Genomic DNA, 24759 nt, shown 5'->3' with positions numbered 1-24759 from the left:
CTTTCCGCCGGGTTAGCCTGTCGGCCTGGCGCGGGGCGTCCGGCAGAAGCCCGCGGTGTGGGCAAATGCCCACGTCCCCGCGGCCTGTCCGCGGGGAGCTTACATGCAGACGGCTCGTCTGCAGGCGCGCTGTGACGACCACGAAAACGCAGGGGACCCACCGATGGCCGACATCGTACTGATCGAGGATGAAGACGTGCTGCGGCGCTACCTTGCCGGCACGCTGCAGCGACTCGAACACACTGTGCGCGCGGCCGAGACCGCCGAAGAAGGACTGCGCTTCATCGAAGAAGGCGAGCCCGACATCGTCCTGAGTGACTACCGGCTGCCCGGAATGACGGGATTCGATCTGCTGAAAAGCGTCAAGGAATCTTTTCCCGGAGTGCCGGTCGTGCTGCTGACTGCGCACGGCACAGTCGAGGACGCGGTCGCCGCAATGCGCGCCGGTGCGAGCGATTATCTGACCAAGCCCGTCAACCTGCAGGAGCTCAACCTGATCATCGAGCGTTCGCTTGCGAGCAAGGGACTTCGCAATGAGCTCGACTACTACCGCAACCGCGATTTCGCGGCCGGCCGTGCCGGCGACGGAAGCGAGACGGCAGGCCCGGACGAACGCAGCACGGACGCAGACGATCTGAGCCTCGGCCTGGTCGGTGAATGGCCGTCGATCCGCTCGCTGCGCGAGATGATCCTGCGCCTCGCGTCGCACGAGAAACGCGGCGGCGGCGGACCGACGGTGCTCATCACCGGTGAGACCGGAACCGGCAAAGGCCTCGTTGCACGCGCGCTGCACCGCGCGGCGCCGCGCCGCGACTGTCCGTTCATCGAGATCAACTGCGCGGCGCTGCCGGATCATCTGCTCGAAGCCGAGCTGATGGGCTACGAGCGCGGCGCATTCACCGGAGCGGTCAAGTCCAAGCCCGGCCTGTTCGAAGCAGCCGAAGGCGGGACGATCTTCCTCGACGAGATCGGCCGCATGAGCCTCGATCTGCAGGCCAAGATCCTCAAGGTCATCGATGAGCGCCAGCTTCGCCGCCTCGGCAGCACGCGCGACCGGATGCTGCAGTGTTCGGTGGTGACCGCTTCGCATCTCGATCTTGCCGGTGCAGTGCGCGAAGGCCGTTTCCTGCCCGACCTGTTCCACCGCATCAATGTCTTTCGCATCCAGTCGCCGCCGCTGCGCGAGCGCGGCAACGACATCGTGCTGCTCGCGAAGCATTTCCTTGCCCGGCACGCCGCCGAATACGGTCTCGACCCGCCGGCGCTCACCGAACGCGCGGAAGCCGCGCTGCTCGGGTATTCGTGGCCCGGCAACGTGCGTGAGCTCGCGCATGCCATGGAGCGCGCCGTCGTGCTGTGCCAGAGCAAGACGATCGATGCGGGCGACATCAGCCTGTTCTCGCTCGCCGACGCGAGAGTCCACGTCACGCCCGCCGAGCCCGGCCCGCCGGGCGCCATCCGCTCGCCCGAGGATTTCCATCTCGATTTCTCGAACGGACCGATCTCGCTCGAAGCCATCGAGGCGCTCGCGCTGCGCCAGGCATTCGAGCACGCCGACGGAAACCGAACGGTCGCGGCGCGGCTTCTCGACATGTCGAAAGACACGCTTCGTTACCGGCTCGAGAAATTCCAGATCGGCTGAGCGGGACCAGCGCCGGGCTCAGCGCGCGGCGGCGACCCAGTGGAAGTCGTCCGAGCGGACGACACGCGATGAGCCTTCGAGCGACAGCGCCGCCTTGTAGACGCCGGGCTCGGGAGCCTGCGGCAAAACAAAAACGACTCTCGTCGTCTGGCCGGCAGCAAGCGCAAGCGGCAGCATGCCGCGTGCACGCGAGCGGAAATCGGCTTTGCCGTCGGCCGAGGCGAGCTCGACCTCGGCGAACAATGGCCGGGCGGGCGCAAGCGCCCACATCGCTTCTCCGCGGTTGGTCACATCGACGTCGAGCTCGTATGGCGGTTCGGGGTCGAACGCCGCGCGGCGAGTGGCTCCGCCGGCAAGCGTCATCTCGAGCTTTGCAGCATCGTGATGAGCTTCTGCGGGCGCCGGAAGCGCCCAGATCGACGCGCCGCCTTGCGACGCGACAAGACGCGCCGGCGCTGGAAACGCGTCGGCCGCGTACGGCGACGGATCACGGTCCACGATGAAACCAAAGCCGGCAGCGGCGAGCTCTGCGACGCCGCGCGCAGAGTGACTGCGCGCGCCAAGCTCGAGCACCGCGCGCATCGTCGGCGCAACCAGCGAGTTGTAGCACGCCGACGTCGGATGGCCGTGATACGCGGCATCGACGAGCGCGGTCGCCGCCTTGACCATGCGTCCCGACGGAAGGTCGAGCACGGCCTGACGCAGCGGGGCTTCGCCTAGCGCAGCATCGAACGCTTCGATGCGCTGGGCCGGCGGCGCAATCTCGCGAAGCGTGCGCGTCCCCGCGCTTCCGAGCACTCCGCGCGCAACCGGAAGCGAAGCTTCGACCCCGGTGAACACGACGAGGACGGTCGCGATGGCAGCTGCGATCCGCGGCTCGAATCCGAGCAGCAGGCGGCTCCAGCCGATCGCTCCGAGAGCCTGCATTCCGAAGCCTGCCGCGAGCGCGATCTTTCCCGGCGCACGCACCGAATCGAGAAGCGGCACGTACTCGCCGAGCAGCTCGTAGAGGCTCGAGTCGGTGCCGGGAAGCGGGATCCACGTGGCCAGCAGGAATGCGACGGCCGTCGCGATCGCGAGCGGCACCACTGCGCTCCGGCCCGCATCGCGCCGGATCAGCACCAGCGGAATCAGCCCGGTGAACGCGAGCTTGCCGATCGACAGCATTCCGCCGGGCAGATAGTCGGTCACTCCCGCGAGAAACTTGGCCTCCGGGTGCGAAGCAAGGAGCCAGTCGTGCTGCACGCGTGCATACGTCGCGAGCAGCGCCGCGACCGCGATCACCGCCGGCAGTGCACCGACGGCAACGGCAGCCAGCGAGCGCGCGCTCAGCTGTCCATCGCGCCAGCGCGCAGCGGCTCTCGCGCCGCCGTATGCCGCGCCGAAGATCGCGATCGACAGCAGAGGATACGATCCGACGAGTGACGCCAGCAGCAGCGTCATGGCGAAGAACGCGACGCGCGCGCCCGAGCTCCTTGCAAGCAGCCGGTCGAGTGACCACAGCACCCACGGCATCCAGTGCGTGCCGACCACCGCGGGATGGTACGAAAGATCCGCGAGGCGCGGCGCGGCGAATGCGAATGCAATCGCGCCGGCAACCGACGCCGCAACCGAGCCCGTATGAAAGTGCAGGAACAGGAACATCCCGCTCGCGGCGATGACGAGCGCAGTCGCAAGCGCAAGATTGTACGAAGCGACCGGATCGCGCGTGACGATCCACCACGGAGCCGCATCGATGCCGGTCTCGATCATGTGCTCGCCGAGCGTGCTGGCGCGCGGCATCGGATAGCACTGGCCTGCGGAGAGCAGCTCGTTCCAGCGGCCGCTCGTCAGCGCCCGCGCGTTCTCGATGGTGTTCCACAGCGACAGGCTCTGGTCGCCTGCGAGAATCAGGTCCCAGTCGGTGGAGGTTCTCTCACCCGCCTTCGGTTTCTCGAGATCGGAGTCGGCGGCTTGGGTTGGCGGCCGGTCGGCGCTGACGATGACCGGCGTGTGCGTGGAGAAATGCAGCGCAACCGGCCACGACCAGGCGACGAAGCCGCAGACCGCGGCGGCGCACGAAAGAAGGAGCCCTGTGGCAAGCTCGCGGTCGTCGTGCCTCATGGCCGCCGGTTCACGTCATTCTTCATCATCGCGGATCCGCGCGCGCAGCATCGCGATTTCCTGCGCGAGGCGCGTGACCTGGCGGCCGAGACGCGTGAGCACGATGCCGTACGACAGAGAGATCGCAAGCAGGAACAGCAGCGCGAAGAAAAACACCGTCGAGCTCGGCGTCCACGCGCCGATCAGGTGCGTCATCGCTTCGAGCAGCTTGAGGTCGACGGCGAGGACGAGGACGGCAAACGCGCACGTCAGCCAGATCGGCGTGAGGCTTTCGGAGAGCCGGCGCCGGCGGACGGCGTCGAATACGACGAAGAACAGCGCGAGCGCAACCGTCAGCGCGACCACGCGGACCGCGGTCGTGTCCGAGTCGGCGAGCAGCAGCGCGCGAAGCTGTTCCTCCGTCATGCGGCCTCCCGGCGGCTCTCGGCCGTGCGGATGCGCTTGTCGACCGGCCGAACCGAGTTGACGATCACGCAGAGGGTCATCTTGTAGACGTAGTACAGCACGCGGATGCCGGAATGCATCGACGCCGAGCCGATCTCCGCGCGCATCTGGACCGGAACCTCGGTGATCCGCACACCGCTGCGCGCGGCCAGCACCAGCACGTCGGCATCCGGGTAGTCGAGCGGAAATTCGTCGGACGAGTAAAGCTCGAGCACGTCGCGATGGAGCGCCTGCAGGCCCGAGGTCGGGTCGCCGAGCTTTACGCCGCTCAGCACGCGCACGAGGAAGCGAAACCACGCGCTGCCGATCCTGCGCAGGCGCGGCATGTGGTACGTCGACGCGGCGTGAAATCGCGAGCCGACGACGAGATCGGCCTCGCCGCGAAGGATCGGCGCGGCCAGGCGGACTACGTCGGCGGGATCGTGCTGTCCGTCGGCATCGAGCTGGACGGCCAGCGAGTAGCCGTTGCGCAGCGCATACAGATAACCGGTCTGAAGCGCCGCCCCGTAGCGGATGTTGAACGGATGCGACAGCACCGCGGCGCCGGCGCCCGCCGCGATCGCGGCGGTGCCGTCGGACGAACCGTCGTCGATGACCAGCACGTCGAAATCCGGGGCCGACGCCCTGCAGTTGGCCACCACCGAGGCGATCGAGCGCGCCTCGTTCCAGGCCGGGATGATGATGAGATGGCGGGGCATATTCGCCTGAGCGCAGCGCCTCGATGGCTGGCGGCGTGACCTCGGGCCGAAGATACCATCAGATGTCGCGCTTTGCCCACCGTCGTCAGGCACAATGGCATTGCCGCCATCGATGCCGTATTCGGCCGTCCGCAGCGCTCGGGATTTCGTGACTCGCACTTCCGCCACCAGCCCGCAGCCGCCCGTCCCGCTGACATATCAGCCGGCGCTCGACGGTCTTCGCGCGATCGCCGTCCTCGCCGTCATGCTGTTCCATGCCGGGGTGCCGCTCCTTCCGGGCGGGTTCCTCGGCGTCGACATTTTTTTCGTGCTCAGCGGTTACCTGATCACGACCCTGCTCGCGGCCGACTTCGCCTCCGGCGATGCGGCGGTCACGAATGGCGCCCCTGGTCAGCGGGACACGAGTGGCACCCGTGCCGCGAACAACCGAATCCATCTCGGCCGTTTCTACATGCGACGGGCGCTGCGACTGTTTCCGGCGCTGTTGCTGCTGGTCGCGTTCCTTCAATTCTGGACGATGCGCAACGTGTTCCCGCTGCCGGGCCAGGTCGCCGAGATACGGCGCGAGATCGTGACGACGCTTCTTTACGTCGCCAACTGGGCGCAGGTCGCACGCATCGTCGAGCCGCTCGGGTTCCTGTCGCACACGTGGTCGCTCGCAATCGAGGAGCAGTTCTACATCGTGTGGCCGCTCGTGCTCGGCTGGCTGCTGAGATCGGTTTCTCGAGGCGCGGCGTGCTGGATCGTCGCGGCCGGAGCGCTTGTGTCGGCTCTTGCGCGCGCGATGCTGTGGAGCGGGCCGGAATCGTTCGCGCGCGTTTTTCACGGCTCCGACACGCGCGCCGAAGCGCTGCTTGCCGGTTGCCTGCTCGCGCTGCTGCTCGGGCAGAGGCCGGTGGCCGAAATGGCAGCATCGCGCAGAACCGCGGTGGGTTTCGCGGCCGCTGCGTCAGCGCTGGTGCTCGCATGGCTCTTCTCGCACGCGACGACCGAATCCGGCTGGATGTACCGCGGAGGATTCAGCCTTGCGGCAGCGGCAGCAATGCTCGTCATCCTCGAGCTTCGCGTTGCGCCCGGCGGAGCTTTCGCACGGATCCTGTCGATGGCGCCTGCAGTGGCGATCGGCCGGATTTCGTACGGACTTTACCTGTGGCACTGGCCGCTGTTCCTGATTCTGTCGCCGTGGATGACCGGCCTGGCGCCAGGCGCCACGCTGGCTGTTCGTTTCGCCGCGACGTTCGCCGTCGCGGCGCTGTCGTGGTTTGTGCTCGAACGGCCGGTACTCTCGTGGAAACGGCGATGGAGCTAGCGCGGCGCACCATAACGAAGGCGTTCGGCCTGATGATCGTGCTGGCAGCATCGGCGTGCCATCCGGACAGCCGGCCGCAGAACGTCGTGCTGATTTCGGTCGACACGATGCGCGCCGACCGCGTCGGACTCTACGGCTGTTCGCGACCGACCACGCCGAATCTCGACCGATGGTTCGGAAAGGACGGCCGCATCTGGCTGCGCTCGTGGTCGTCCGAAGCCTCGACGACTCCGAGTGTCGTCAGCATGCTCACGGGTCAGATGCCGCAGGAGCACCGCGTGCGGATGCTTCTGCAGATCGTGCCGCGCGAGCTTCGCCTGCTTCCGGAGATGCTTCCGGAGGGATGGCAGACGGCCGGTTTCGTTTCGAACATGATGCTGACGAGCGAGGCGAGCGCGCTCGGAGCGCACTTCCAGTACTACGACGATTTCGTCGACGAACGCGAGCGCTACCGCGCCGATACGTTCGAGCGCAACGCCGCGCACACGACCGACGCCGTGCTCCAGTGGCTCGGTGCGCGTCGTGAAAAGAAAGACGAGCGCCCGCTGTTTCTCTGGGTCCACTACATGGACCCGCACGGACCGTACCATCCACCGGACGACTGGAAGCGGACGTTCACGCATCCGTCGCCGATCCCGATCGATATCGACCGGGTGCTTGCCTACGAGCGTGAGCCCGGGGTAACCGACGGCCTCGCGTACGTGGACGCCTACGACGAAGAGATCGCGTACACCGACTCTCAGATCGGCCGGCTCCTCGACGGGATGCAGCTCGATCCCGATCGCACACTCGTCGTGTTCACCGCCGACCACGGCGAGAGCATGATGGACCATGAGTTCTGGTTCCGTCATGCCGTGCAGGTCTACGAGGAGATGGTTCGCGTGCCGCTGATGCTGCGCGGACCGGGCGTCGTCGCCGGCAAGTCCGAGCTGCCGACGAGCGGCATCGATATCGCCCCGACCGTCCTCGCTGCGCTCGGCCTGCCGCGGCCGGCCCCGATGGCGGACGTGGATCTTCGAAGCGGCAAAGGCATTGCAGCCGATCGCACCGTTTACACCGAAGCGTCGCTCAGCGCGCGCGACGGCGACGAGCAGTGGCGCGCTGCGATCCGCGGCAACATGAAATGGGTAATCGGCGTGCGCCCCGGCAACTGCCGATCGACGCTGCGCCGCTACGATCTCGCCGCGGACCCCGACGAGCTGACGATCAAGCCGTGGAGCGAAGTCTCCGACGCCGCGAAATCGCTCCTTCGCCTTTGCGAGACGGACCCGGATCCCGCCGGCGTTCCGAAAGCGTGGGCGTTCGGCACGGGGCTCAAGGCGCCGAAGTCACCGCCGATGAGCGGCGAAGACCAGCTGAAGAGCCTCAAGGCCCTTGGCTACGCCGAGTGATCCGAAACGTGCCGGACGATTCGAATCATCGACGGAGGTTAATCCGCGACGTCGTAGCGCTGCTCGCGCTCGGCGCATGTATCATCGGCGTGCACTCGTCGCATCTTTCTATACCGCTCGCGCTGAACGCCGGACCGCTGCCGCTTACCGCGCATCACGACAACCTCGACGGCGCGGCGCCGCTGCGCATCGAGGCCGCACGGCAGTGGACGCGCGGCCACATCCCGCTGTGGAATCCGTACAAGCGCGCAGGGATGCCGCTCGCCGCCGATACCACTGCGGGCGCGCTGTATCCGGGCAACGCACCGTTTCTCTGGATGCATCTTCCGCAGGGCGAGGGCAGCGCAGGTGATGCCACCGCGCTTCGAGCGGACGCCGATTCGCCGTTTCGAACCATGGACCTGGTGGCCGTGCTCCACGCGCTGCTCGCCGGGCTTTTCATGTACGTGTTCCTCGCCGCGATCGGGCTCGAGCGGCCGGCGCGCGTGCTCGGTGCGCTCGTCTTCGCGTGCTCGGGAACCATGGGCTGGTTTGCCGCGTGGTACATCCAGATCCAGAACTCCGCGGTGTGGCTTCCGCTGATCCTTGCGGCGGTGCACTTCGCTTCAAGCGATCCACACAACCCGGCGCGTGCGGCGAGCGATCAGCGCGACGCGAGCGATCCGGCGCGTCCCGCAATCATCGCGGCGCGCCGCGCGAAATGGATCGCCGTCGGCGCCTTCGCGGTGGCGCTGCAATGGCTCGCCGGATTTCCGGAGCTGAGCTTCTACAGCGGGCTCGTCGCTGTCGCGTACGGCGCATCGCTTCTCGGCGGCGAGCGCGGCCTCCGGCCGGTCGCCGTCGTAGCGTCGATCTACGTGGCCGGGATCCTGCTCGCGGCCGTGCAGCTTGTCCCGGCGCTCGAGCTCCAATCGCTGTCGCGGCGGCCGGGATCGCTTCCGCTCGAAGTCTTCCAGTCGCTTGCCGCGACGCCGTCGATGGTGCTCGGCTGGATCATTCCGTCGACGGCCAGCGGCATGGAGTTTCCGCCGGCGGCTGCGTATCACTTCGGTGCCGCCGCCGTCGCGGCGGCGCTCGCCGGCCTTTTCTCGCGCACGCGCATCGCGCTGTTCTTCGTGCTGCTGATGATCACGGGTTTTCTGCTGTCGATCGGCGATGCAACGCCCGTCAGCGCGTGGGCATGGCACGTTCCCGTGCTGAGCGCGTTCCGGCATCCGTTCAAGCATCTGTTCGAGCTGTCGTTCGCCATGGCCGGCCTGTCGGCGCTCGGCGCGTCGAAGATGCTGGCGTTCGCGCCGTCTGCGCGATGGCCGCGCATCGCGGTCGCACTGGCGATTGTCGCAACGGCGGTCTCACTGCGAATCAACGAAGCGCCGCTCATCGCGGGCAACCCTGCGAATGCCGATATCTCCGGCGCGCGGCCCGCGATCGCGGACGATCTCGACCCCGGCGCGAGAGTGCTCACGCCGCGTCACTTCTTTCTCAAGCGCGATCCTTCGTTCCTGCTCGGAGACTATGGGACCGAGTTCGAAGTTCCCGCCGTGCACGGCGCCGGTCCTTACCTGTGGAGCGAGCTCGCCGCGGCCACGGGTATGGTCGAAGAAGAGGTCACGTTCCGACGCGGATTTTTCGCCGCGTCCGATCGCACGCTCGCACTGCTTTCCTGTCCGTACGTGATCCAGACCCGGCGCGGCGAAGCGTTCTGGCCGCCGCTCGATCGGGCGGTCTACCGGATTGCTTCCGAATATCCGGACGCGCGGCTCGCGCGGCGCGATGATGCACTCGCCCGTTTCCGATTCGTCTCGGTCGTGCGCTGCGGCAACGCCGCCGAAATCGATGCGAGCCTGCAGACCGGCGCTCCGGATCCCGCCGCGACCGCGCTCGTGTCGTGCGAAGGCTCCGCGCTCCCGCCCGGGCCGGTCGCCGCAATCGCATCGATGCCGAAAATCGTCGACGAGCGGCCGGGACACATCGTGCTCGAAACAGAAGTACCTGCAGGCGCGAATGGTTTTCTCGTCATCAGCCAGGCGGATCTTCCCGGCTGGCACGCGACCACCGACGGAAAGGCTGCCGTGATCCGCCGCGTGCACGGGCTCGTGCAGGGCATTGAAGTTCCCGCAGGAACCTCGCGCGTCGAGCTCGACTACTGGCCGCGCACGTTCGCAATCGGCGCGGCGACGAGCGCGGCCACCGCACTGCTGCTTCTGGTTGCGATCGCGGTGTCGGGAACGCGGCGCGAGCGTCACACCCGCGGAAGCTGAATCGTAAACTTCGTTCCGCGTCCTTCGCCGGTGTCGACATGGATCGAGCCGCCATGGCGATCGACGATTTTCTTGACGGTCGCCAGGCCGAATCCGGTCCCGGTTTTCTTGGTCGTGAAGAACAGGTCGAAGATCCGCGGGCGTTTTTCTTCGGCGATTCCCGGTCCGCTGTCGGCAACCGAAACCCATGCGGAGCCGGAATCGTTCCCGGTGCGGACCTCGACGCGCGCACGTTCCGGAGAGGCATCGATCGCGTTGGCGACGAGCTCGACCACGACCTGCTCGAAAAGCCCCACGTCGACGTTCGCCGGACTGCCACCGGGCTGACCGGCGAGCGCAAGCTCGACGCCTTTCTGCGCCGCCTTTCCGCGCGACACGTCGACCGCGCGAGCGACGACCGCGTGAAGATCGACCCGCTCCGGCCGCGGCTCGAACGGCCGCGAGAAATCGAGAAGGTCGCGGATGCGTTTCTCGAGCCTTCCGGCCTCCGAGCTGATGTCGCGGAAATTTTCTCCAGCCGGATGCTGCTCGAATTCCATGCCGCCGAAATCGGCGGCCATCTTGATGGCCGCGAGCGGGTTGCGCATCGCATGCGCCACTGCGCCGGAAAGCTCGCCGATGACGGCAAGTCGCTCCGCGCGGATGAGCTGGTCCTGCGCGTCGCGCAGCTCGCGGTTGGTCTGCTCGAGCGCCGTCGCCTTGGCGCCGAGATCGACGTTGAGACGGCCGATCGTGTCGTAGGCCTGCGCGTTCTCGAGTGCGACGGCAAGCTGGTCGGACATGGTGCGCAGCAGCTCGGCGTCGTCGCCGGTGTGATAGCCTCCCGCGCGCTTCGGGCCGACCACGAGAAATCCGGTTTCGCGATCTTCGAGTCGCATGCCGGTCGCAAGCACCCGGGCGCTGCCTTCGCGGCTCGTCGCCATCGCGCCGAGAAACACGTCCGATTCACGCAGCTCGTCGACGACCGGCGCCAGCTCCGGCGCCGACTGGTCGGTCACCACGATACGTCCGCTCGAGCCGGGCCCGCCGTCGTAAAGAAGCGCGCCACGCCGAACCGGCACGCCGCCCTCGCCGATCGTGAACAATTCGGCCGAAAGCGGCTGCACGGTCTCGTCGATCAGCTCGAGCGCCGTACGCACGAGCGCTTCGAAATCGAGGATCGAGCTGAAGCGCCGCGAGACGTTCTGCACGACGTCGCGATACTCGTAGCGGCGCCGGTCGTAGAGGCGGTCGATGAAGGCCTGCATGCGGTCGCGGCTCGGGTTGAGCAGCATCAGCAGGATCAGCACGATCAGTCCCGACGTCAGGCGCTCGGCCGGGCCGGTCAGGTCCTCGAAGACGACTTCGAGCAGCGAGATGACGACGCCGTAGCTGCCGATCACCGCTGCGCTCAGCAGCAGGTACGCGAGCGCACGCTTGATCAGGCGGTCGACGTTGAAGAGGTCGTGCTGCGCGATCGCGTAACCGATGCCGAGCGGGAACGCGACGAAGAAGATCGTCAGCACGTTGAATGGAATTGCGGCCATGCCGGCGTAGACGGCCACCAGCGCGAGCGCCGGCAGGAAAGCGCCAAGGCTCGACAGCAGCACGACCTTGGTACGCTGGCGTACGTACTGGTCGTGCGACGTCGCAAAGTGCCACGAGAAAAACAGCATCGAGCCGAGGATGCTCGTGGCGAGATAGACGTGGAACAGGCGGTCGAGCGCCAGCAGCGTTTCGCGGTGCTCGAAGAACGCCCAGTTCGATGCCGCACCGAACGCAAGCGATGCGGCGCCGAGGACCCACAGCGCAGGCGTCTCCCAGCTTCGCCGCCTGCGGGCGATCGGGAACCAGCTGAGCACCGTGAACGCCGTCGTCGGCGCAGCGCCGGCAAAAAAGAAATACAGCTCGCGGAAATTGTACGGGCCGAAAAGATCGATCGCCGTGGCCAGATACAGCGCCAGCATCGTCGCGAACAGCGACAGCGATGCCGAATCCCCGCCGACCGGTTTCAGATAAAGCATCACGACCGCGAGCGTCATCAACGCGAGCGCGTCGAACAGGAAGATGCCGGTGCTCTCGAGGTAGTGACGAATCGTGAAGATCTCGACCGGCACGGCGACGGCCTGCCGCTGGCCGGCGCGATCGACTTCGTAGTGCACGACGTCGCCCGCGCGCTTGCCGCGCAGCACCCTCGCAAGATCGTCCGCGGTCTCGAGGTGGGCGCCGTCGGCGGAGATCAGCCACGAATGATACGGGAGCCCCGAATTTACGCCGCTCCACGACGACGCGCCGATGGCCGGCACGAAAAGATTCTCCCAGACGAAGAACCCGGGAAACGGCCTGCCGATGCCGCGCACCGAGTTGAAGCCGCAGATCGAGACGATGACGAGCGCGATCGTAACGGCAGCAACACGTGCGGCTCCCGGCGCGAGAAGCCGCGGACGCGAAGACGCCACAGTCTGGGGACGGATGCTCGCGGCGCCGGTTGCCATCGCTTGCGGCATACTACGCTGCCGTGCGCTACGGCGAAACGCCACGAGATGCGGCGGGGATGCCTGGGCTACGGCGTCGGCGGCGGGGTTACGGCGACGTCTGTGCTGACGCAGCGGACGACACTCAGCGACGATGCGCACTTCATGTGGCGCGTAAACGTGTCGTCGCCGATCGTGATCGCAAGCACCAGCCCGCTCGCGAGCTCTTCGGCCGGCTGGGTGTCGACGAGGTTGAGCTGGCGGGCCTGGAAGCGCGCGCGGAATCCACGTGCCGTATGACGGAGACGCGCGCGGTAGATGCCGCCGATCGAAGCCGTCGGATCTTCATACTCGTACGTCGGCTTGTCGTCGACGAGCGTGAAGGCGCCGGCAAGCTGGACGAAATAATGGAGGCGATCGCCTTCGGCGACGGTAACCTCGACCTGCTCGCTGTCGGGAGCGATGTCCTGACCTTCCTCGAGCCTGAGCACCGTGCGGATTCCGACGCGGTCGGGCTTGAGGCCGATGCGCGGCCGGATCGCCGTCTTCGCGCGGCTGCTGAGCGAGCGGAACCGGGACGCGGCCTCCGGGCATTCGATGCAGCCGGAGCCGTCGTCGTTGAGCACGCACGTGCCGTCGCAGCAGTTGCCCTGCCCGTCGCCGTCGCTGTCGCTCTGCGACGGATTGACGACGTTCGGGCAGTTGTCGTCGCACGGCGTTGATGCGGCGAGATCGGCCGCCGAGCACGGGCGGTCGCCGATCGTGCCGCTTCCGTCGCCATCGTCGAGGACGCCGTCGTCGTCGGCGTCGACGTCGCCGCTGGTAGTCACGAAGACCAGCGCCTGGTCGAGGCCGACCGGCACGGCGGGCGGCGGATCATAAAGCGTCACGCGCGTACGGCCCTCGACGCCTCTGGTGCCGAGTCGCACGACCGTCCCGCGCGCCGACGAAACCGTGATCGTTTCACCGTACGGGTCGCCGTCCGTGTCGGGCGCGAGGATCTTCAGGCCGCCTTCGGCAAGCAATCTGGCCGGAACGCCGTCCGGACCCGGATCTGCGATGTTTCCGAGACTGTCGACCGGCATCAGGCGAACCTTGACGTCGAGGCCCGAGCGGATCGCGATCTCTCCGGCGGGCGCGACCAGCTTGCGGGCGAGGCCGGTCGTGGCCGGTGCCGGACGGATGTTGAGGCGCGACGCTGCGGTGTAGTTGCCGGGATCAACGTCGCGCATGAGCCTCGCGCCGACGGCGGGACCGCTGATCGAGATGAACTGGTCCGTCGATGCATTGCTGCCGTTGGCGGGTACCGCGAACCTGTTGACGAGGAACTCGGTATCCGGCGGTGGCAGCAGGAACTCGGACGGCTGGTAGAAAAGGATGTTCGGTCCGTTCGGATCCGGCGGATTGGCTTCCGTCAGATAGACGACCTGCAGAGGATCGAGCGGAGGAAAGAACGGCCAGCTCGTGAAGATCGGAGTGCCGTTCGACCACAGCTGGCCCGGATCGTCGCCGGTGTACATTCCTGCAACGAGCCCGATGCGCAGGCCGCCGATGCTCGCAGGCGCGCCGATTCGCACGGCGAGAGAGTTGGAGAAGCGGTCGCCGGAGATCTGTCCGACCTGACGGCCGACGTGCGCGATCGCTTCCTGCTTTTCGAGCTCGTTGTCCGCCGAGCCGTCGACCTCGGTCGGTCCGATCGAACCATCGCCGTCGAGATCCGCGTAACCGAAGACCGCAACCGGCCGCTCATCGAGTCCGGCGAGAGGCAGACCGTAGGTCGTCACTCCCGGTCCATCGGTCACGAACACGGTAAATGCAGTGGAGCTGCCCTGGGCGCTTCCGCCGCCGCCGGCGACCACCTGCGTCAGCGACGGATTGGCCGCGCTTCCGGCCGGTGGCGGAATCTCGGTGCTCGACGGAAGCGATCCGACGCGGACCGCGAGATCGACGTCGCCCGTGAAGTCCGGGATGATCGTCGGCGGTCCGTCGCTCCATCGCCCGGCCGGACCTTTGAGCGGCAGCACGAGCGGAAGGTTCGGAAGCATCGGGTACGGGCCGGTCGCCGGATCGCACGGATCGTTTTCGAAGACCGGCGCAACGTTCGTGCAAAGATCTGCGTGCGCCGCCTGCGGAAGAATCGTCGACAGCGCAGCTGCAGCCAGCACCGCGGCGAATGCGAACGAGCGTCGCATCGGGAGACGACGTCGCAGGCGGCTGCGCTCGTGCGCTTTTGCGATTCTCGTCTTCATTGCGGCGGAAGCGTAGTGGGCGTCGGATCGGCCGGATCGCCTTCGTCGGGAACCGGGACGGCCACCGGCTCGAGAGGTCGGGTGATCGTGTTGCTGATGATCGGAGTAACGTAATCGCCGTCGAGAACGATGTACGCGATCACACTGATCGGGCCATCGCCTTCGGGAACCGGGCTCGAGACCTTGAGGCGCTGCGCCTCGAGACTGACGAAGCGTGCAGCCGGCTCGTTCACGCCGGCGGCTTCAATCGAGATGATGTCGTTGCCGTCGATGCCCGCATCGATTCGCGAGCCGAGGCCGGGAACGATTCCGGAAAACGAACCCTCGGGATAATGGAGCCGTACGAAATGATCTTCGCGCACGAGCACCACGTTGTACGACAGGCCGCTGACGACCTGAATGATGTTGTCGAACTCCCAGTTGCCCGAGACGCGCGCCGAAAGACCGGCCGGTGACGGCTCGAAATCGACCGAACCGAGCGCAACGAGGACGCGGCACGAACCTGCCCTGGCCGCAGCCACACCAACTGCGATGATCACCGCCAGGCTGACGAGCGCCACGGCGATGCGGGATCGCGTGGACGCGCGAGACGATGCAACGCTCTCCTCTATTGATGCGATGGAAGGCTCAGCCAAGCTTTTACCCCCTGACGCCAGCATTCATGGCACCCGTATGAGAGCAAGACAACCGGCTTTCCAATGCACCTTGTCATCGCAGGCGCATCGTGGCGTGCTGGCGTCGAGTCTTTTTGTCGAGGATCGCGGCTGAGCAGGGCCTGAACCCCCGTTCAGCACACCGATAGAGGTGGTTGCAGGAGCCGCAGGAGGAGTTTCCATCATGGCTGATCGTTCCAGGGAACGCTTCGACGTCTGGCCGGCGCGAATCCTTCGCTCGCGGCGCACTGTGTCACTCGCGGTAGTTGTCACATTTGCAATCGTGACACCGCATGTCGCGACAGCGGGCGAAACGACGAAGCCTCCCGAGCCTGCAACGGAGGTGCAGGCAATCAACCGCATCGAGATCACAAGCACGGCCTCTTCGTGGGATAACCTGTCCGAGTTGTTCATGGGCTCGACGCCGGCCTCGCCGTTCGGCGAAGGAAGCGTTTTCGTGATGCGCGGAGAGCTCCGCAACAAGGGGGATGCGCCGGTACAGTACATCGTGCTGCGCTATGAGCTGCTCGACGACAAGGGCAACGTGGTCAACTCGGTCGAAGGCTTCAACCGCAGCGCCGAACAGATGCGGCCCGACGAAGAGGGTCACACCCATCCCCAGGAGGTCAAGGCGATTCCGGCCGGCGGCGTCGACAGCTATCGGATGGTCTTCTTCCACGACGAAGTCCCGCGCTTTACGTCGCAGCGCGTGCGCGTAAGCGAAGTTCATCTGGAGAAGAAGTGACCGCTCAGCCGACATTCGAGCAGACGCTGCACGAACATGCGCAATGGCCGCTCGTGCGCGACGTGGTCGAGACCGTGCAGATCAACGTCGGCAAGCTCTGCAACCAGGCCTGCCATCACTGCCACGTCGATGCCGGTCCGAAACGCACGGAAATCATGAGCGCCGCGACCGCGTCGCGAGTTGCCGATCTGCTCGCCGGTTCACCGCAAGTGACCACGGTCGACATCACCGGAGGAGCCCCCGAGCTCAATCCACACTTCCCGCAGCTCGTCACAGCCGCACGTTCGCATGGAAAGCGCGTGATCGTGCGCTGCAACCTGACCGTGCTGTTCGAGCCCGGCATGGGCCACCTGCCGGCGCTCTACCACGACAACGACGTTGCGCTCGTGTGCTCGTTGCCGTGCTACACCGCCGGGAACGTCGATCGCCAGCGCGGCAAAGGCGTCTTCGACAAGAGCATCCAGGCGCTGCGGCTGCTGAACAGCATCGGCTACGGCCTCGGGGGCCGGCTGTCGCTCGACCTCGTCTACAATCCGGTCGGCGCGTTTCTTCCTCCTTCGGAGCGCGAGCTCGAAGCGAAGTATCGCGAAGAGCTCGACCGGCTGTTCGGCATCAGCTTCGACCGCCTGCTCACGATCACGAATCTTCCGATCAAGCGTTTCGCCGAGATGCTTGCGCGCAGCGGCGACGACGAGCGGTACATGAGCCTGCTGGTATCGCACTTCAATGCGGAAACGGTTCCTTCGCTGATGTGCCGCAGCCTCGTCAGCGTGGCGTGGGACGGCGCGCTCCATGACTGCGATTTCCACCAGATGGAGGAGATTGCCCTCGAGCATCGCGGCGCGCGCCAGACGCTGTGGACGATCGATTCGTTCGCCGAGCTCAACCGCTCGGCGATCCAGACCGCACGGCACTGCTACGGATGCACGGCCGGCGCCGGTTCGAGCTGCGGCGGCACGCTCGCGGCATCGGCGGCACCCGGTGCCCGGGGATAGATCCGGCTCCACTCTCCGAGCGCGGTGACGAGTGACGGTGCGGCGAGCGGACGCAGCGCGAGCACGTTCGAGAACGCCGCGAGCGTGCGCCGGCAGATCTCGCCGTAGCGCTGCTCTCCGGTGCGTGCGGCGAGCCTTTCGTACAGAAGCGCCGCAGCCCCGTTCCCCGACGGTACATTGGTATCGAGAACCGGTTTCCATCGGAGCGGCAGCAGCTCGCCGTCGGAAGCGGTCTGGAAGAATCCGCCGCTCGATGCGTGCTCGAAACGCGCGGGCAATGCGTCAGCGATCGTGCGCGCGCGGGCGAGCCAGTCGTTGCCAAAGGCCGCATCGAGATCGAGGTAGGCCAGTGCGACGAGCGCGTGATCGGACAGATAACCGTCGCTCGACCCGCACGCCCGGCCGTCGCGGTACACGCAGTGGCGGATGCGGTCGCCGCTGCGAAGATGCGTGTCGACAAATGCGGCCGCAGCCTTTGCAGCGTCTGCATAGCGAGGCTCGCCGAGCACGCGCGCAGCCCGTATCAGCGCCGAGATCGCCAGCGCGTTGGCATCGGCGAGCACGGCATCATTTCTTTCCGCCGCTGCCGGCGCCGTGCGGGTAATCGACACGGCAAACGCACCGTCCGCAAGGCGCAGATCGGTCATCAGGAAGTCGACGATCCTGCGCGCGTCCTCGCGAAGATCCTGGCGATTGCCGATCTCGGCAGCTTCGAGAAATGCCGACGCGAGCGCCGCATTATCGGCAAGCGGCTTGCCTTCGGCCGGCTCGTGCCAGCCTGCGCCGCGCGCATATCGGAAGAATCCTCCGGCCGGATCCTCGAGCGCGCTCGCGCCGAGCTTTTCGAGCACCGAAAACGCCATCTGGCGCGCGAGCGGCCGCTCGCGCTCGCCTTCGACATGCAGAAGGAACGACAGCGCCGGCGCGCGCGGAAACAGCGGCGGCGGCCCGAACGTGCCGGCTGCAGCGTCGTACGACGCTGCAAGATAGCCGGTGAGCGACGCCGCGACGCCGGCCGCGTCCGGCAGCGGGCCCGATGAATCGATCGCGACGCGCTTCTGCATCTTCTCGAACGTCGCATCGGCGCGTTCGGCCGGCGTACCGGCGAGCGTGATGTGGCGAAGCGTCTGCTCGACGACGGTTGCGAAATCCTTTTCGCCGGCGCCGGCTGCACCCCACGAATATGCGGCGAACGGGCCACCGTGCGGCTCGAGGAAAACCACCGCGGGCCAGCCTCCGCCGCCCGTCAGGACCTCGGTTGCCTGCATCAGGTACGCGTCGACATCCGGCCGCTCGTCGCGATCGACGAGCACAGGAATGACCTGCGAATTGATCTGATGCGCCACGCGGCGCCGCCGGCCTTTGCGCCCCAGAAACGACGCGGGCACGTCCGCCGCAGAAGACCCCGACAGCACGAGAAGTGGGCGTTTGTGCTGTTCGGCCTCGGCGAGGACTTCCGGCGACCAGGCACGCCAGTCGACCGGATCGACGGAATGTCGCAGCGCAAACGGAGACGGCTCGAGCACGAGGCGATTGCAGCGCGCGGACTTCGACGCGTGCGCCTCGGCGGGAACGCGGGTGTCCTGAATTCTGCGTGCGATCTCGTCGGGAAAGGCTGCGGCCCCCGCGAGCGGACGGCCGGTCTCGCACCGGCGCGGCGGCGCGGAAGCGGGATCGAGGTGGCAACCGGCTAGAACAATGGCGGCAGCGATCAGTGTGCGAACAGACATGCCGTTGCCGGCACGTCTATGCCACGCGCCGCGAGGCCGCGAGCGCAGAGGGACGCCTGTCGGACGCCAGCGGCGCGCTATCTCGACGGGCGCCGCTGGCGGCGCGCCATCTGGACGGGCGCCTTTACCGCGCCATCAGGCCAGCGCGCCCTGCATGTAGTCGCGCAGGAAACGGATCTCGGTTTCTTTCTCTTCGTACTGGGCCTTGACGACGTCGCCGATCGAGACGATGGCCACCAGGCTTCGATTCTCGATAATCGGCAGGTGGCGGACGCGGCGCTCGGTCATCACGCGCATCACGTAATCGAGCGTGTCGTCCGGGACACTGATGATGACTTCGCGGGTCATCACGTCGCGGACTTTCTGCTGGAGCGCTGTCCTGGGATCTTCCTTGCAGCACTCCCTGAGGACGTCGCGCTCCGAAATGATGCCGACCAGGGAACCTTCGAGGTCGAGAACCGGAAGGGCGCCGATGTTGAATTTGCAGAGGAGCTCGACGGCCTCACTGACTTTCTGGTCGGGTGAGATCGTCTGAAGCTGGGCGGGAGTGCTCTTGCGGATGTCGCGGACTTGCATCGGCGTTTCTCCTTCTTGATCGGCTGCTCGATCAGCAGTCCGATCAGCGTGCCTGACCAGTACGGGCCTGATCGGCACGGGTTTCTTCCCTACCGGCTCGCGGCGGCTCAAACCGGAATCCGCAAGCCTTCCCGGCGCAAAACCGCGGCGGGATTCGCAGGCCTCCCGCGCATGGTGCGCGGCCGAAGTAACGCACTCCGCAAAGGCGCGGTCAATATCGAATTCGGGGCAGCGCACCACGGTTGCCGTCCCGGACCGATCTTGAAACATTCAGGCCAGTGCGCGGGCGAGGGTGTGCCCGCAAGCCGAATGGACGTTGGCGGCGCGTCGCGTCAACCACAGAGAATCACCGACCCGATGACGCAAACCGAAGCCGAAGAAGACAACTCCATCGCGCGATCGGGCCGCGGCTACGGCGGGCTGCGCGTCGTGTCGTTCGAGAGCCGCATGGCGGCCGACACCGCAAGGCTGATCCAGCGGGCCGGCGGCGTCGCGATTTCGGCGCCATCCATGAAGGAAGTCCCGCTCGAGTCGAACGAGGCCGCGTTCACATTTGCCGGCGACCTGCTCGACGGGCGCATCGACATCGTGCTGTTCCTGACGGGCGTCGGAACGCGGACGCTGTTCTCGGTGTGGAAGACCCGTTTCGAGCTTCCGCGGCTGGTCGAGGCGCTCGCGAGAACGACGGTCGTTGCACGCGGACCGAAGCCGGTCCAGGCACTGCGCGAGCTCGGCATAGCGATCACGATCACGGTCCCGGAGCCGAACACCTGGCGTGAGCTGCTGCTGGCGCTCGACGAAGCCGACGAGTCGATCGAGCTTCGCGGTGCGAGAATCGCGATCCAGCAGTACGGTGTCGCCAACGACGATCTGGCCGGTGAGCTCGAGCGCCGCGGAGCTCTCGTCACGCAAGTTCCCGTGTATCGCTGGGAGCTGCCCGACGACCGCCGTCCGCTCGAAGATGCGATCCGGCAGGTTCTCGCACGCACCGTGGACGTGCTGCTCTTTACGAGCTCGAACCAGGTCTACAATCTTCTCGAAGTGGTTCGCGGGCTTGGTCTCGAAGATCGCTTCCGCGACGCAGTCAGCGAGGTGGTCGTCGGTTCGGTCGGCCCGCTGTGCACGGAGACGCTACGCGAGCAGGGGTTCGCCGTCGACTTCGAGCCGTCGCATCCGAAGCTCGGCACGCTCATCAGGGAAGGCGCCGACCTGGCGCCCGCGCTCGTCATCGCGCGCCGCGACAGGATGCGAGCGGCACGTCGCAGCCACGCAACCGCAACGATCACGCAGCAGCCGCGAGCAGCAACCGAAGTGCCGGCACTCGCCGATGCGCTTCAGGACAGCGTGTTCCTGCGCGCATGCCGGCGCGAGGCTGTTCCATACACGCCGGTATGGCTCATGCGACAGGCCGGCCGCTACATGCAGGAGTATCGCGAGGTACGCGCCCGTGCGCCGTTCCTCGAGCTGTGCAAGACACCGGAGCTTGCGGCGCGCGTCGCCGTCGAGGCACAGCAACGCATCGGTGCCGACGCCGCGATCCTGTTCTCGGACATCCTGCTCATTCTCGAGCCGATGGGCCTTGGACTCGAGTACGTGCATGGCGACGGTCCGAGCCTTTCCGCGCTCGTTCGCGGCCCGCAGGACGTCGACCGGCTGCGCGAGATCGATCCGCTCGAATCGCTGTCGTTCGTAATGGACGCGGTCCGCCGGACGCGCGCCGAGCTCGCGCCGGGCATTCCACTGATCGGCTTCAGCGGCGCGCCATTCACGCTCGCGTCGTACGTGATCGAAGGCGGCGGCTCGCGCAACTACATCCAGACCAAGCGCTTCTTCTACGAAGACAAAGGCGCGTGGGATGCGATGATGGACAAGCTCGTACGCGCGGTTGCGGCCTATCTGAACGGCCAGATCGCCGCCGGCGTGCAGGCCGTGCAGCTTTTCGACAGCTGGGTCGGCTGCCTTGCGCCATCGGATTTCCGCACGTACGTCCTGCCGCACATGAAGACGCTGACTTCGCTGCTTCCGAAAGACGTGCCGCTGATCCAGTTCGGGACCGATACGGCGACGCTCCTCGACATGCAGGTCGAAAGCGGCTGCTCGGTGATCGGCGTCGATCATCGCGTCGCGATCGGCCCGGTGTTCGAGCGTTTTCCGGGCATTGCCGTGCAGGGAAACCTCGACCCCGTGCTCCTGTTCGCCGATCCGGCTGTGATCCGGCGCGAAACCGCGCGCGTGCTCGAAGAGGTCGGCGACCGCCCTGGTCATATCTTCAATCTCGGACACGGCATTCTCCCCGGGACGCCCGTCGATCACGTGATCGCACTCGTCGAGGCCGTGCACGAGCTTTCCGGGAAGGCCTGAGTTGTCCGGATCCAGCAACTCACGAACGAGCCGAGCCGGCCGGTGACAAAAAGAATCGTCATCGTCGGAGCCGGCATCGCCGGCCTGTCAGCGGCGTACCGCGCCCACCGGCTTGCCGCCGAGCGCAAGCTCGATGCGGAAATCATTGTGCTCGAAAGCTCGGCGCGCATCGGCGGAGTGATCGAATCCGTCAATCGCGGCGGCTGCGTCATGGAGCTCGGCCCCGATTCGATCATCACCGAGAAACCGTGGGCGCGTGCGCTGTGCGAAGAGATCGGTCTCGGGCCGCGCATCGTCGGAACCAGGAACGAGTCGCGCCAGAGCTTCGTCGCGCTCGGCAAGAAGCTGCATCCGATCCCGGAAGGCTTCTACATGATGGCGCCGTCGCGACTGTCACCTTTTGCGGCGACAGGTTTGTTCTCGTGGGCGGGAAAGCTGCGCATGGCGGCCGACCTCGTGCTTCCGCGCCGCAGCGATGCGGCGGACGAGAGCCTCGCGTCGTTCGTGCGGCGGCGGCTCGGCAGCGAGGCGCTCGAGCGCGCCGCGCAGCCGATGGTCGGCGGCGTCTATACCGCCGATCCCGAGAAGCTGAGCCTGCGCGCCACGATGCCTCGATTCGTCGAGATGGAGCGCAAGCACCGCAGCCTGATCCTCGGACTCATCGAATCGCGGCGCCGCGCGGCGCGAGGCGGCGACGATGCAGCCGAAGGCAGTGCGGCAGGGCCGCGTTACTCGCTGTTCATTTCGCTCGATCGCGGACTGTCGGTTCTGCCCGAGCGGCTGCGCGAGCTGCTGCCGGACGGCGCGATCCGGAACGGCGTCGCGGTCGAGCGCATCGAACGCGAAGGCGACCGCTGGAATGTCTTCACGCTCGACGACGTGATCCCGGCCGACGCCGTCTGCATTGCCGCGCCGGCCTACGCGACATCGCGCATGCTCGAAGGCGTGGCGCCGGAGCTTGCCCGCTCGCTCAACCTGATCGAGTACGCGTCGTCGGCGACCGTCAATCTCGTCTACCGGCGCGATGCGATCACGCATCCGCTGAACGGTTTCGGGTTCGTGGTCCCGGCAAGTGAAAAGCGCACGCTGCTCGCGTGCACGTTCAGCAGCGTCAAATATCCGGGGCGCGCTCCGGCCGGCAGCGTTCTGCTGCGCGCCTTCGTCGGCGGCGCACTGTTCCCCGAAGTCTACGACATGCCCGACGACCGCATCCTTGCCGGAGTCGATCGCGATCTGGCCGACCTCGTCGGCATTCATGCGCGGCCGACCGAAACGCTCGTCACGCGCTGGCCGCGCTCGATGCCGCAGTACAACGTCGGGCATCTGGAGCGCGTTGCACGCATCGAAGAAGAGGCGGGGCGCTTTGCAACGCTCGCGCTCGCCGGTGCGGCTTACCGTGGCGTCGGCATTCCGGATTGTGTGCGGTCGGGGGAGGCTGCAGCCGAGCGGCTCGTGACGGCGCTCGGGCGCGCTTAGGCTCTTCACGACCCGGCCGCTGACAGTTCGGACGCGGCCATGGAGCGCTACTCCAATGGCGACACGGCCGCGCTGTGCGCGTTCTCTTGACGTGCAAGCTCGCGGTGCTCATTGAGCGGCGCCACACCGCAGCTCGCAACCCTTCAATCTTGCTCGAACGATGGACGCGGCGCCTCTGCACATCGCGCGCCTCATCGTCGAGATGAGCGAAACCTTCCAACCATCCATTCGTAGTTCCCGATAGTCGCAACATCGAATGCGGACGGAGGATGGAATGAGGAAATGCAGCGCACCGCAGAATCAGGCCGCACACCGCGCCCTGCTTCTTGCCTTCTCGAATGGACCCGCCGCGGGATCCAAAACCTCGCGGCCACGACCGGACCGCACCCTGCTGTTTGCGGTTCCGTGCAAGCTCCAACCCAACTCAATCAGAAGGAGACCGTCATGATTCAATCACACACGACCATGAAACTTCGGAGAATCTGTGACGGCGTGACGCCCGCGGTCGTACCGGCACGCCTGCGTGTCGGTGTGGCAGTTGCCACGATGATCGCTTCGCTGTCGCTGGCGAGGGCTGCATCAGCCGATCCGTATTTCTTCAGCACCGGTACGCCCGACGGACTGCTCGGAACGCTGTCGCAGCCTGTCGGCAAAGGAAACCTTGAGACCGAGACCGCCGATGACTTCATCCTGACCGAGACTACTACGATCGCCCAGGCGACGATCGAAGGATTGGTTCCGACGGGAACTGCCCTGACGGATATCGACAACGTCGAGGTCGAGTTCTACCACGTTTTCCCGAACGACTCGGTCGTGCTCCCCGTCGTGAGGGTCCCCTCGCGGGCCAATTCGCCGGCGGACGTCGAGATCGGCAGCGCGACACGCGACGGCGAGAGAGGAACACTCTCTTTCCGTGCCGAAGTTCTGAACGCGAGCTTCCAGGCACTGAACTCGGTCTCCGACGGCGTCAACCCGGCGCCCGCGAACCTGACTCATGGCGACGGAGCAGCGCGCGGTGAAGAGGTTCGGATCACGATCACCTTCACGCCTCCGGTCGTCTTGCCGGCGGACCACTATTTCTTCCGCCCGGAGGTCGAGGTCGCCGCCGGCCAGTTCCTCTTCCTGTCGACACCAAAGCCGCTCGTGCCCCCCGGGACGCCGTTCGTGGGCGACCTGCAGGCGTGGATCCGCAACTCCGCGTTGAAGCCGGACTGGCTGCGAATCGGTACGGACATCATTGGCGACGTTCCCCTGCGGACGTTCAACATGGCCGTTTCGCTGGCGGGCGATACCGTTCCGGAAGCTGGACTCCCGGGTACCGCAAACTGTCACGGCAGGAGCGTCCTCGCGCTGACCGAGCAGTTCGGCAGCCTTGAAGCGGCTGCGCGCGCGATGGGATTCTCGAGTGTGAAAGCGCTCCAGCAAACGTTCAAGGGATTCTGTGAGCAGGGGCGGTCGCGAACATTGCGATAGCGCGCTGCGACGGGGCGGACGCCGGGAGTGGGTTTGGCCGATGGCGCCGGCCCACCTCCGGCGCTTCCGCGAGACGGAACGCGTCTCGAGGAAGCATCTCGCGGAGTAACGACGATCGATTGGAAAGGACGATGACGATGATGAATCAGAGCAGAGTGAAAATCTTTCTTGTGATCGCTCAGGTGATTGGTGCGGCAAGT

At 66.4% G+C, this 24759-nt stretch carries 17 protein-coding genes; 9 read left to right on the top strand and 8 right to left on the bottom strand.

Going from position 1 to position 24759, the window contains the following annotated elements:
* Nucleotides 1-163: 163 nt before the first annotated feature.
* Nucleotides 164-1642 (top strand): sigma-54 dependent transcriptional regulator, encoded by a 1479-nt coding sequence (locus tag VN634_20870; GenBank protein ID HXC53351.1) that lies wholly within the window; start codon nucleotides 164-166, stop codon nucleotides 1640-1642.
* Nucleotides 1643-1660: 18 nt separating this feature from the next.
* On the opposite strand, the gene VN634_20865 is transcribed toward VN634_20870, so the two are convergent.
* Genes VN634_20865 through VN634_20855 form a run of 3 tightly spaced genes read right to left on the bottom strand, consistent with a single transcriptional unit; the run spans nucleotide 1661 to nucleotide 4887 of the window.
* On the bottom strand, nucleotides 1661-3745 hold the full coding sequence (locus VN634_20865) for a hypothetical protein (protein ID HXC53350.1): 2085 nt from the start codon (nucleotides 3743-3745) through the stop codon (nucleotides 1661-1663).
* Nucleotides 3746-3760: 15 nt separating this feature from the next.
* Nucleotides 3761-4150 (bottom strand): DUF2304 domain-containing protein, encoded by a 390-nt coding sequence (locus tag VN634_20860; GenBank protein ID HXC53349.1) that lies wholly within the window; start codon nucleotides 4148-4150, stop codon nucleotides 3761-3763.
* The gene (locus tag VN634_20855) at nucleotides 4147-4887 is read right to left on the bottom strand and encodes a glycosyltransferase family 2 protein (protein ID HXC53348.1); all 741 of its coding nucleotides are present in this window, start codon (nucleotides 4885-4887) and stop codon (nucleotides 4147-4149) included. Before VN634_20855 ends, VN634_20860 begins: the two co-directional genes overlap by 4 nt.
* 148 nt (nucleotides 4888-5035) lie before the next feature.
* Here VN634_20855 and VN634_20850 point away from each other — a divergent pair, with 148 nt between their 5' ends.
* Genes VN634_20850 through VN634_20840 form a run of 3 tightly spaced genes read left to right on the top strand, consistent with a single transcriptional unit; the run spans nucleotide 5036 to nucleotide 9848 of the window.
* The gene (locus VN634_20850; protein HXC53347.1) at nucleotides 5036-6196 is read left to right on the top strand and encodes an acyltransferase; all 1161 of its coding nucleotides are present in this window, start codon (nucleotides 5036-5038) and stop codon (nucleotides 6194-6196) included.
* Nucleotides 6187-7587, top strand: coding sequence for a sulfatase (locus tag VN634_20845; GenBank protein HXC53346.1), 1401 nt, complete (start codon nucleotides 6187-6189; stop codon nucleotides 7585-7587). Before VN634_20850 ends, VN634_20845 begins: the two co-directional genes overlap by 10 nt.
* Nucleotides 7584-9848 carry a YfhO family protein gene (locus VN634_20840; GenBank protein ID HXC53345.1) on the top strand — a complete coding sequence of 755 codons (2265 nt, stop codon included), beginning with the start codon at nucleotides 7584-7586 and terminating at the stop codon, nucleotides 9846-9848. The genes VN634_20845 and VN634_20840 overlap by 4 nt, the downstream gene beginning before the upstream one ends.
* On the opposite strand, the gene VN634_20835 is transcribed toward VN634_20840, so the two are convergent.
* The 3 genes from VN634_20835 to VN634_20825 all read right to left on the bottom strand — a co-directional run bounded on the left by VN634_20835 (nucleotide 9830) and on the right by VN634_20825 (nucleotide 15185).
* On the bottom strand, nucleotides 9830-12322 hold the full coding sequence (locus tag VN634_20835) for an ATP-binding protein (GenBank protein HXC53344.1): 2493 nt from the start codon (nucleotides 12320-12322) through the stop codon (nucleotides 9830-9832). The two genes, VN634_20840 and VN634_20835, sit on opposite strands and share 19 nt — an antisense overlap.
* A 68-nt stretch (nucleotides 12323-12390) precedes the next feature.
* Entirely contained in the window at nucleotides 12391-14550 is a 2160-nt protein-coding gene (locus VN634_20830; GenBank protein HXC53343.1) for a hypothetical protein, read from the bottom strand.
* Nucleotides 14547-15185, bottom strand: a complete 639-nt coding sequence (locus VN634_20825) for a hypothetical protein (GenBank protein HXC53342.1) — start codon at nucleotides 15183-15185, stop codon at nucleotides 14547-14549. Before VN634_20825 ends, VN634_20830 begins: the two co-directional genes overlap by 4 nt.
* Nucleotides 15186-15387: 202 nt before the next feature.
* Here VN634_20825 and VN634_20820 point away from each other — a divergent pair, with 202 nt between their 5' ends.
* Both VN634_20820 and arsS read left to right on the top strand, forming a co-directional pair.
* On the top strand, nucleotides 15388-15948 hold the full coding sequence (locus VN634_20820) for an FxLYD domain-containing protein (GenBank protein HXC53341.1): 561 nt from the start codon (nucleotides 15388-15390) through the stop codon (nucleotides 15946-15948).
* Nucleotides 15945-16943, top strand: coding sequence for an arsenosugar biosynthesis radical SAM (seleno)protein ArsS (arsS, locus tag VN634_20815; GenBank protein ID HXC53340.1), 999 nt, complete (start codon nucleotides 15945-15947; stop codon nucleotides 16941-16943). Before VN634_20820 ends, arsS begins: the two co-directional genes overlap by 4 nt.
* On the opposite strand, the gene VN634_20810 is transcribed toward arsS, so the two are convergent.
* Complete coding sequence (locus VN634_20810) at nucleotides 16865-18673, bottom strand: DUF255 domain-containing protein (GenBank protein HXC53339.1); 1809 nt, start codon at nucleotides 18671-18673, stop codon at nucleotides 16865-16867. The genes arsS and VN634_20810 overlap by 79 nt on opposite strands.
* A gap of 135 nt (nucleotides 18674-18808) precedes the next feature.
* Entirely contained in the window at nucleotides 18809-19519 is a 711-nt protein-coding gene (locus VN634_20805) for a CBS domain-containing protein (GenBank protein HXC53338.1), read from the bottom strand.
* A gap of 87 nt (nucleotides 19520-19606) precedes the next feature.
* Between VN634_20805 and hemE the strand changes: the two genes are divergently transcribed.
* From hemE to VN634_20790, 3 genes are all read left to right on the top strand, one after another.
* Nucleotides 19607-21610, top strand: a complete 2004-nt coding sequence (gene hemE, locus VN634_20800; protein ID HXC53337.1) for a uroporphyrinogen decarboxylase — start codon at nucleotides 19607-19609, stop codon at nucleotides 21608-21610.
* 42 nt (nucleotides 21611-21652) lie between these two features.
* Nucleotides 21653-23086, top strand: coding sequence for a protoporphyrinogen oxidase (gene hemG / locus VN634_20795; protein ID HXC53336.1), 1434 nt, complete (start codon nucleotides 21653-21655; stop codon nucleotides 23084-23086).
* Nucleotides 23087-23530: 444 nt separating this feature from the next.
* Nucleotides 23531-24559, top strand: coding sequence for a hypothetical protein (locus tag VN634_20790; protein HXC53335.1), 1029 nt, complete (start codon nucleotides 23531-23533; stop codon nucleotides 24557-24559).
* The last annotated feature ends 200 nt before the right edge of the window (nucleotides 24560-24759 follow it).

Source organism: Candidatus Limnocylindrales bacterium, from assembly GCA_035571835.1.
Taxonomy (GTDB): domain Bacteria; phylum Desulfobacterota; class Binatia; order UBA1149; family CAITLU01; genus DATNBU01.
Note: the sequence above shows the minus strand (reverse complement) of the source record. Positions and strands in the feature narration are given on the sequence as shown.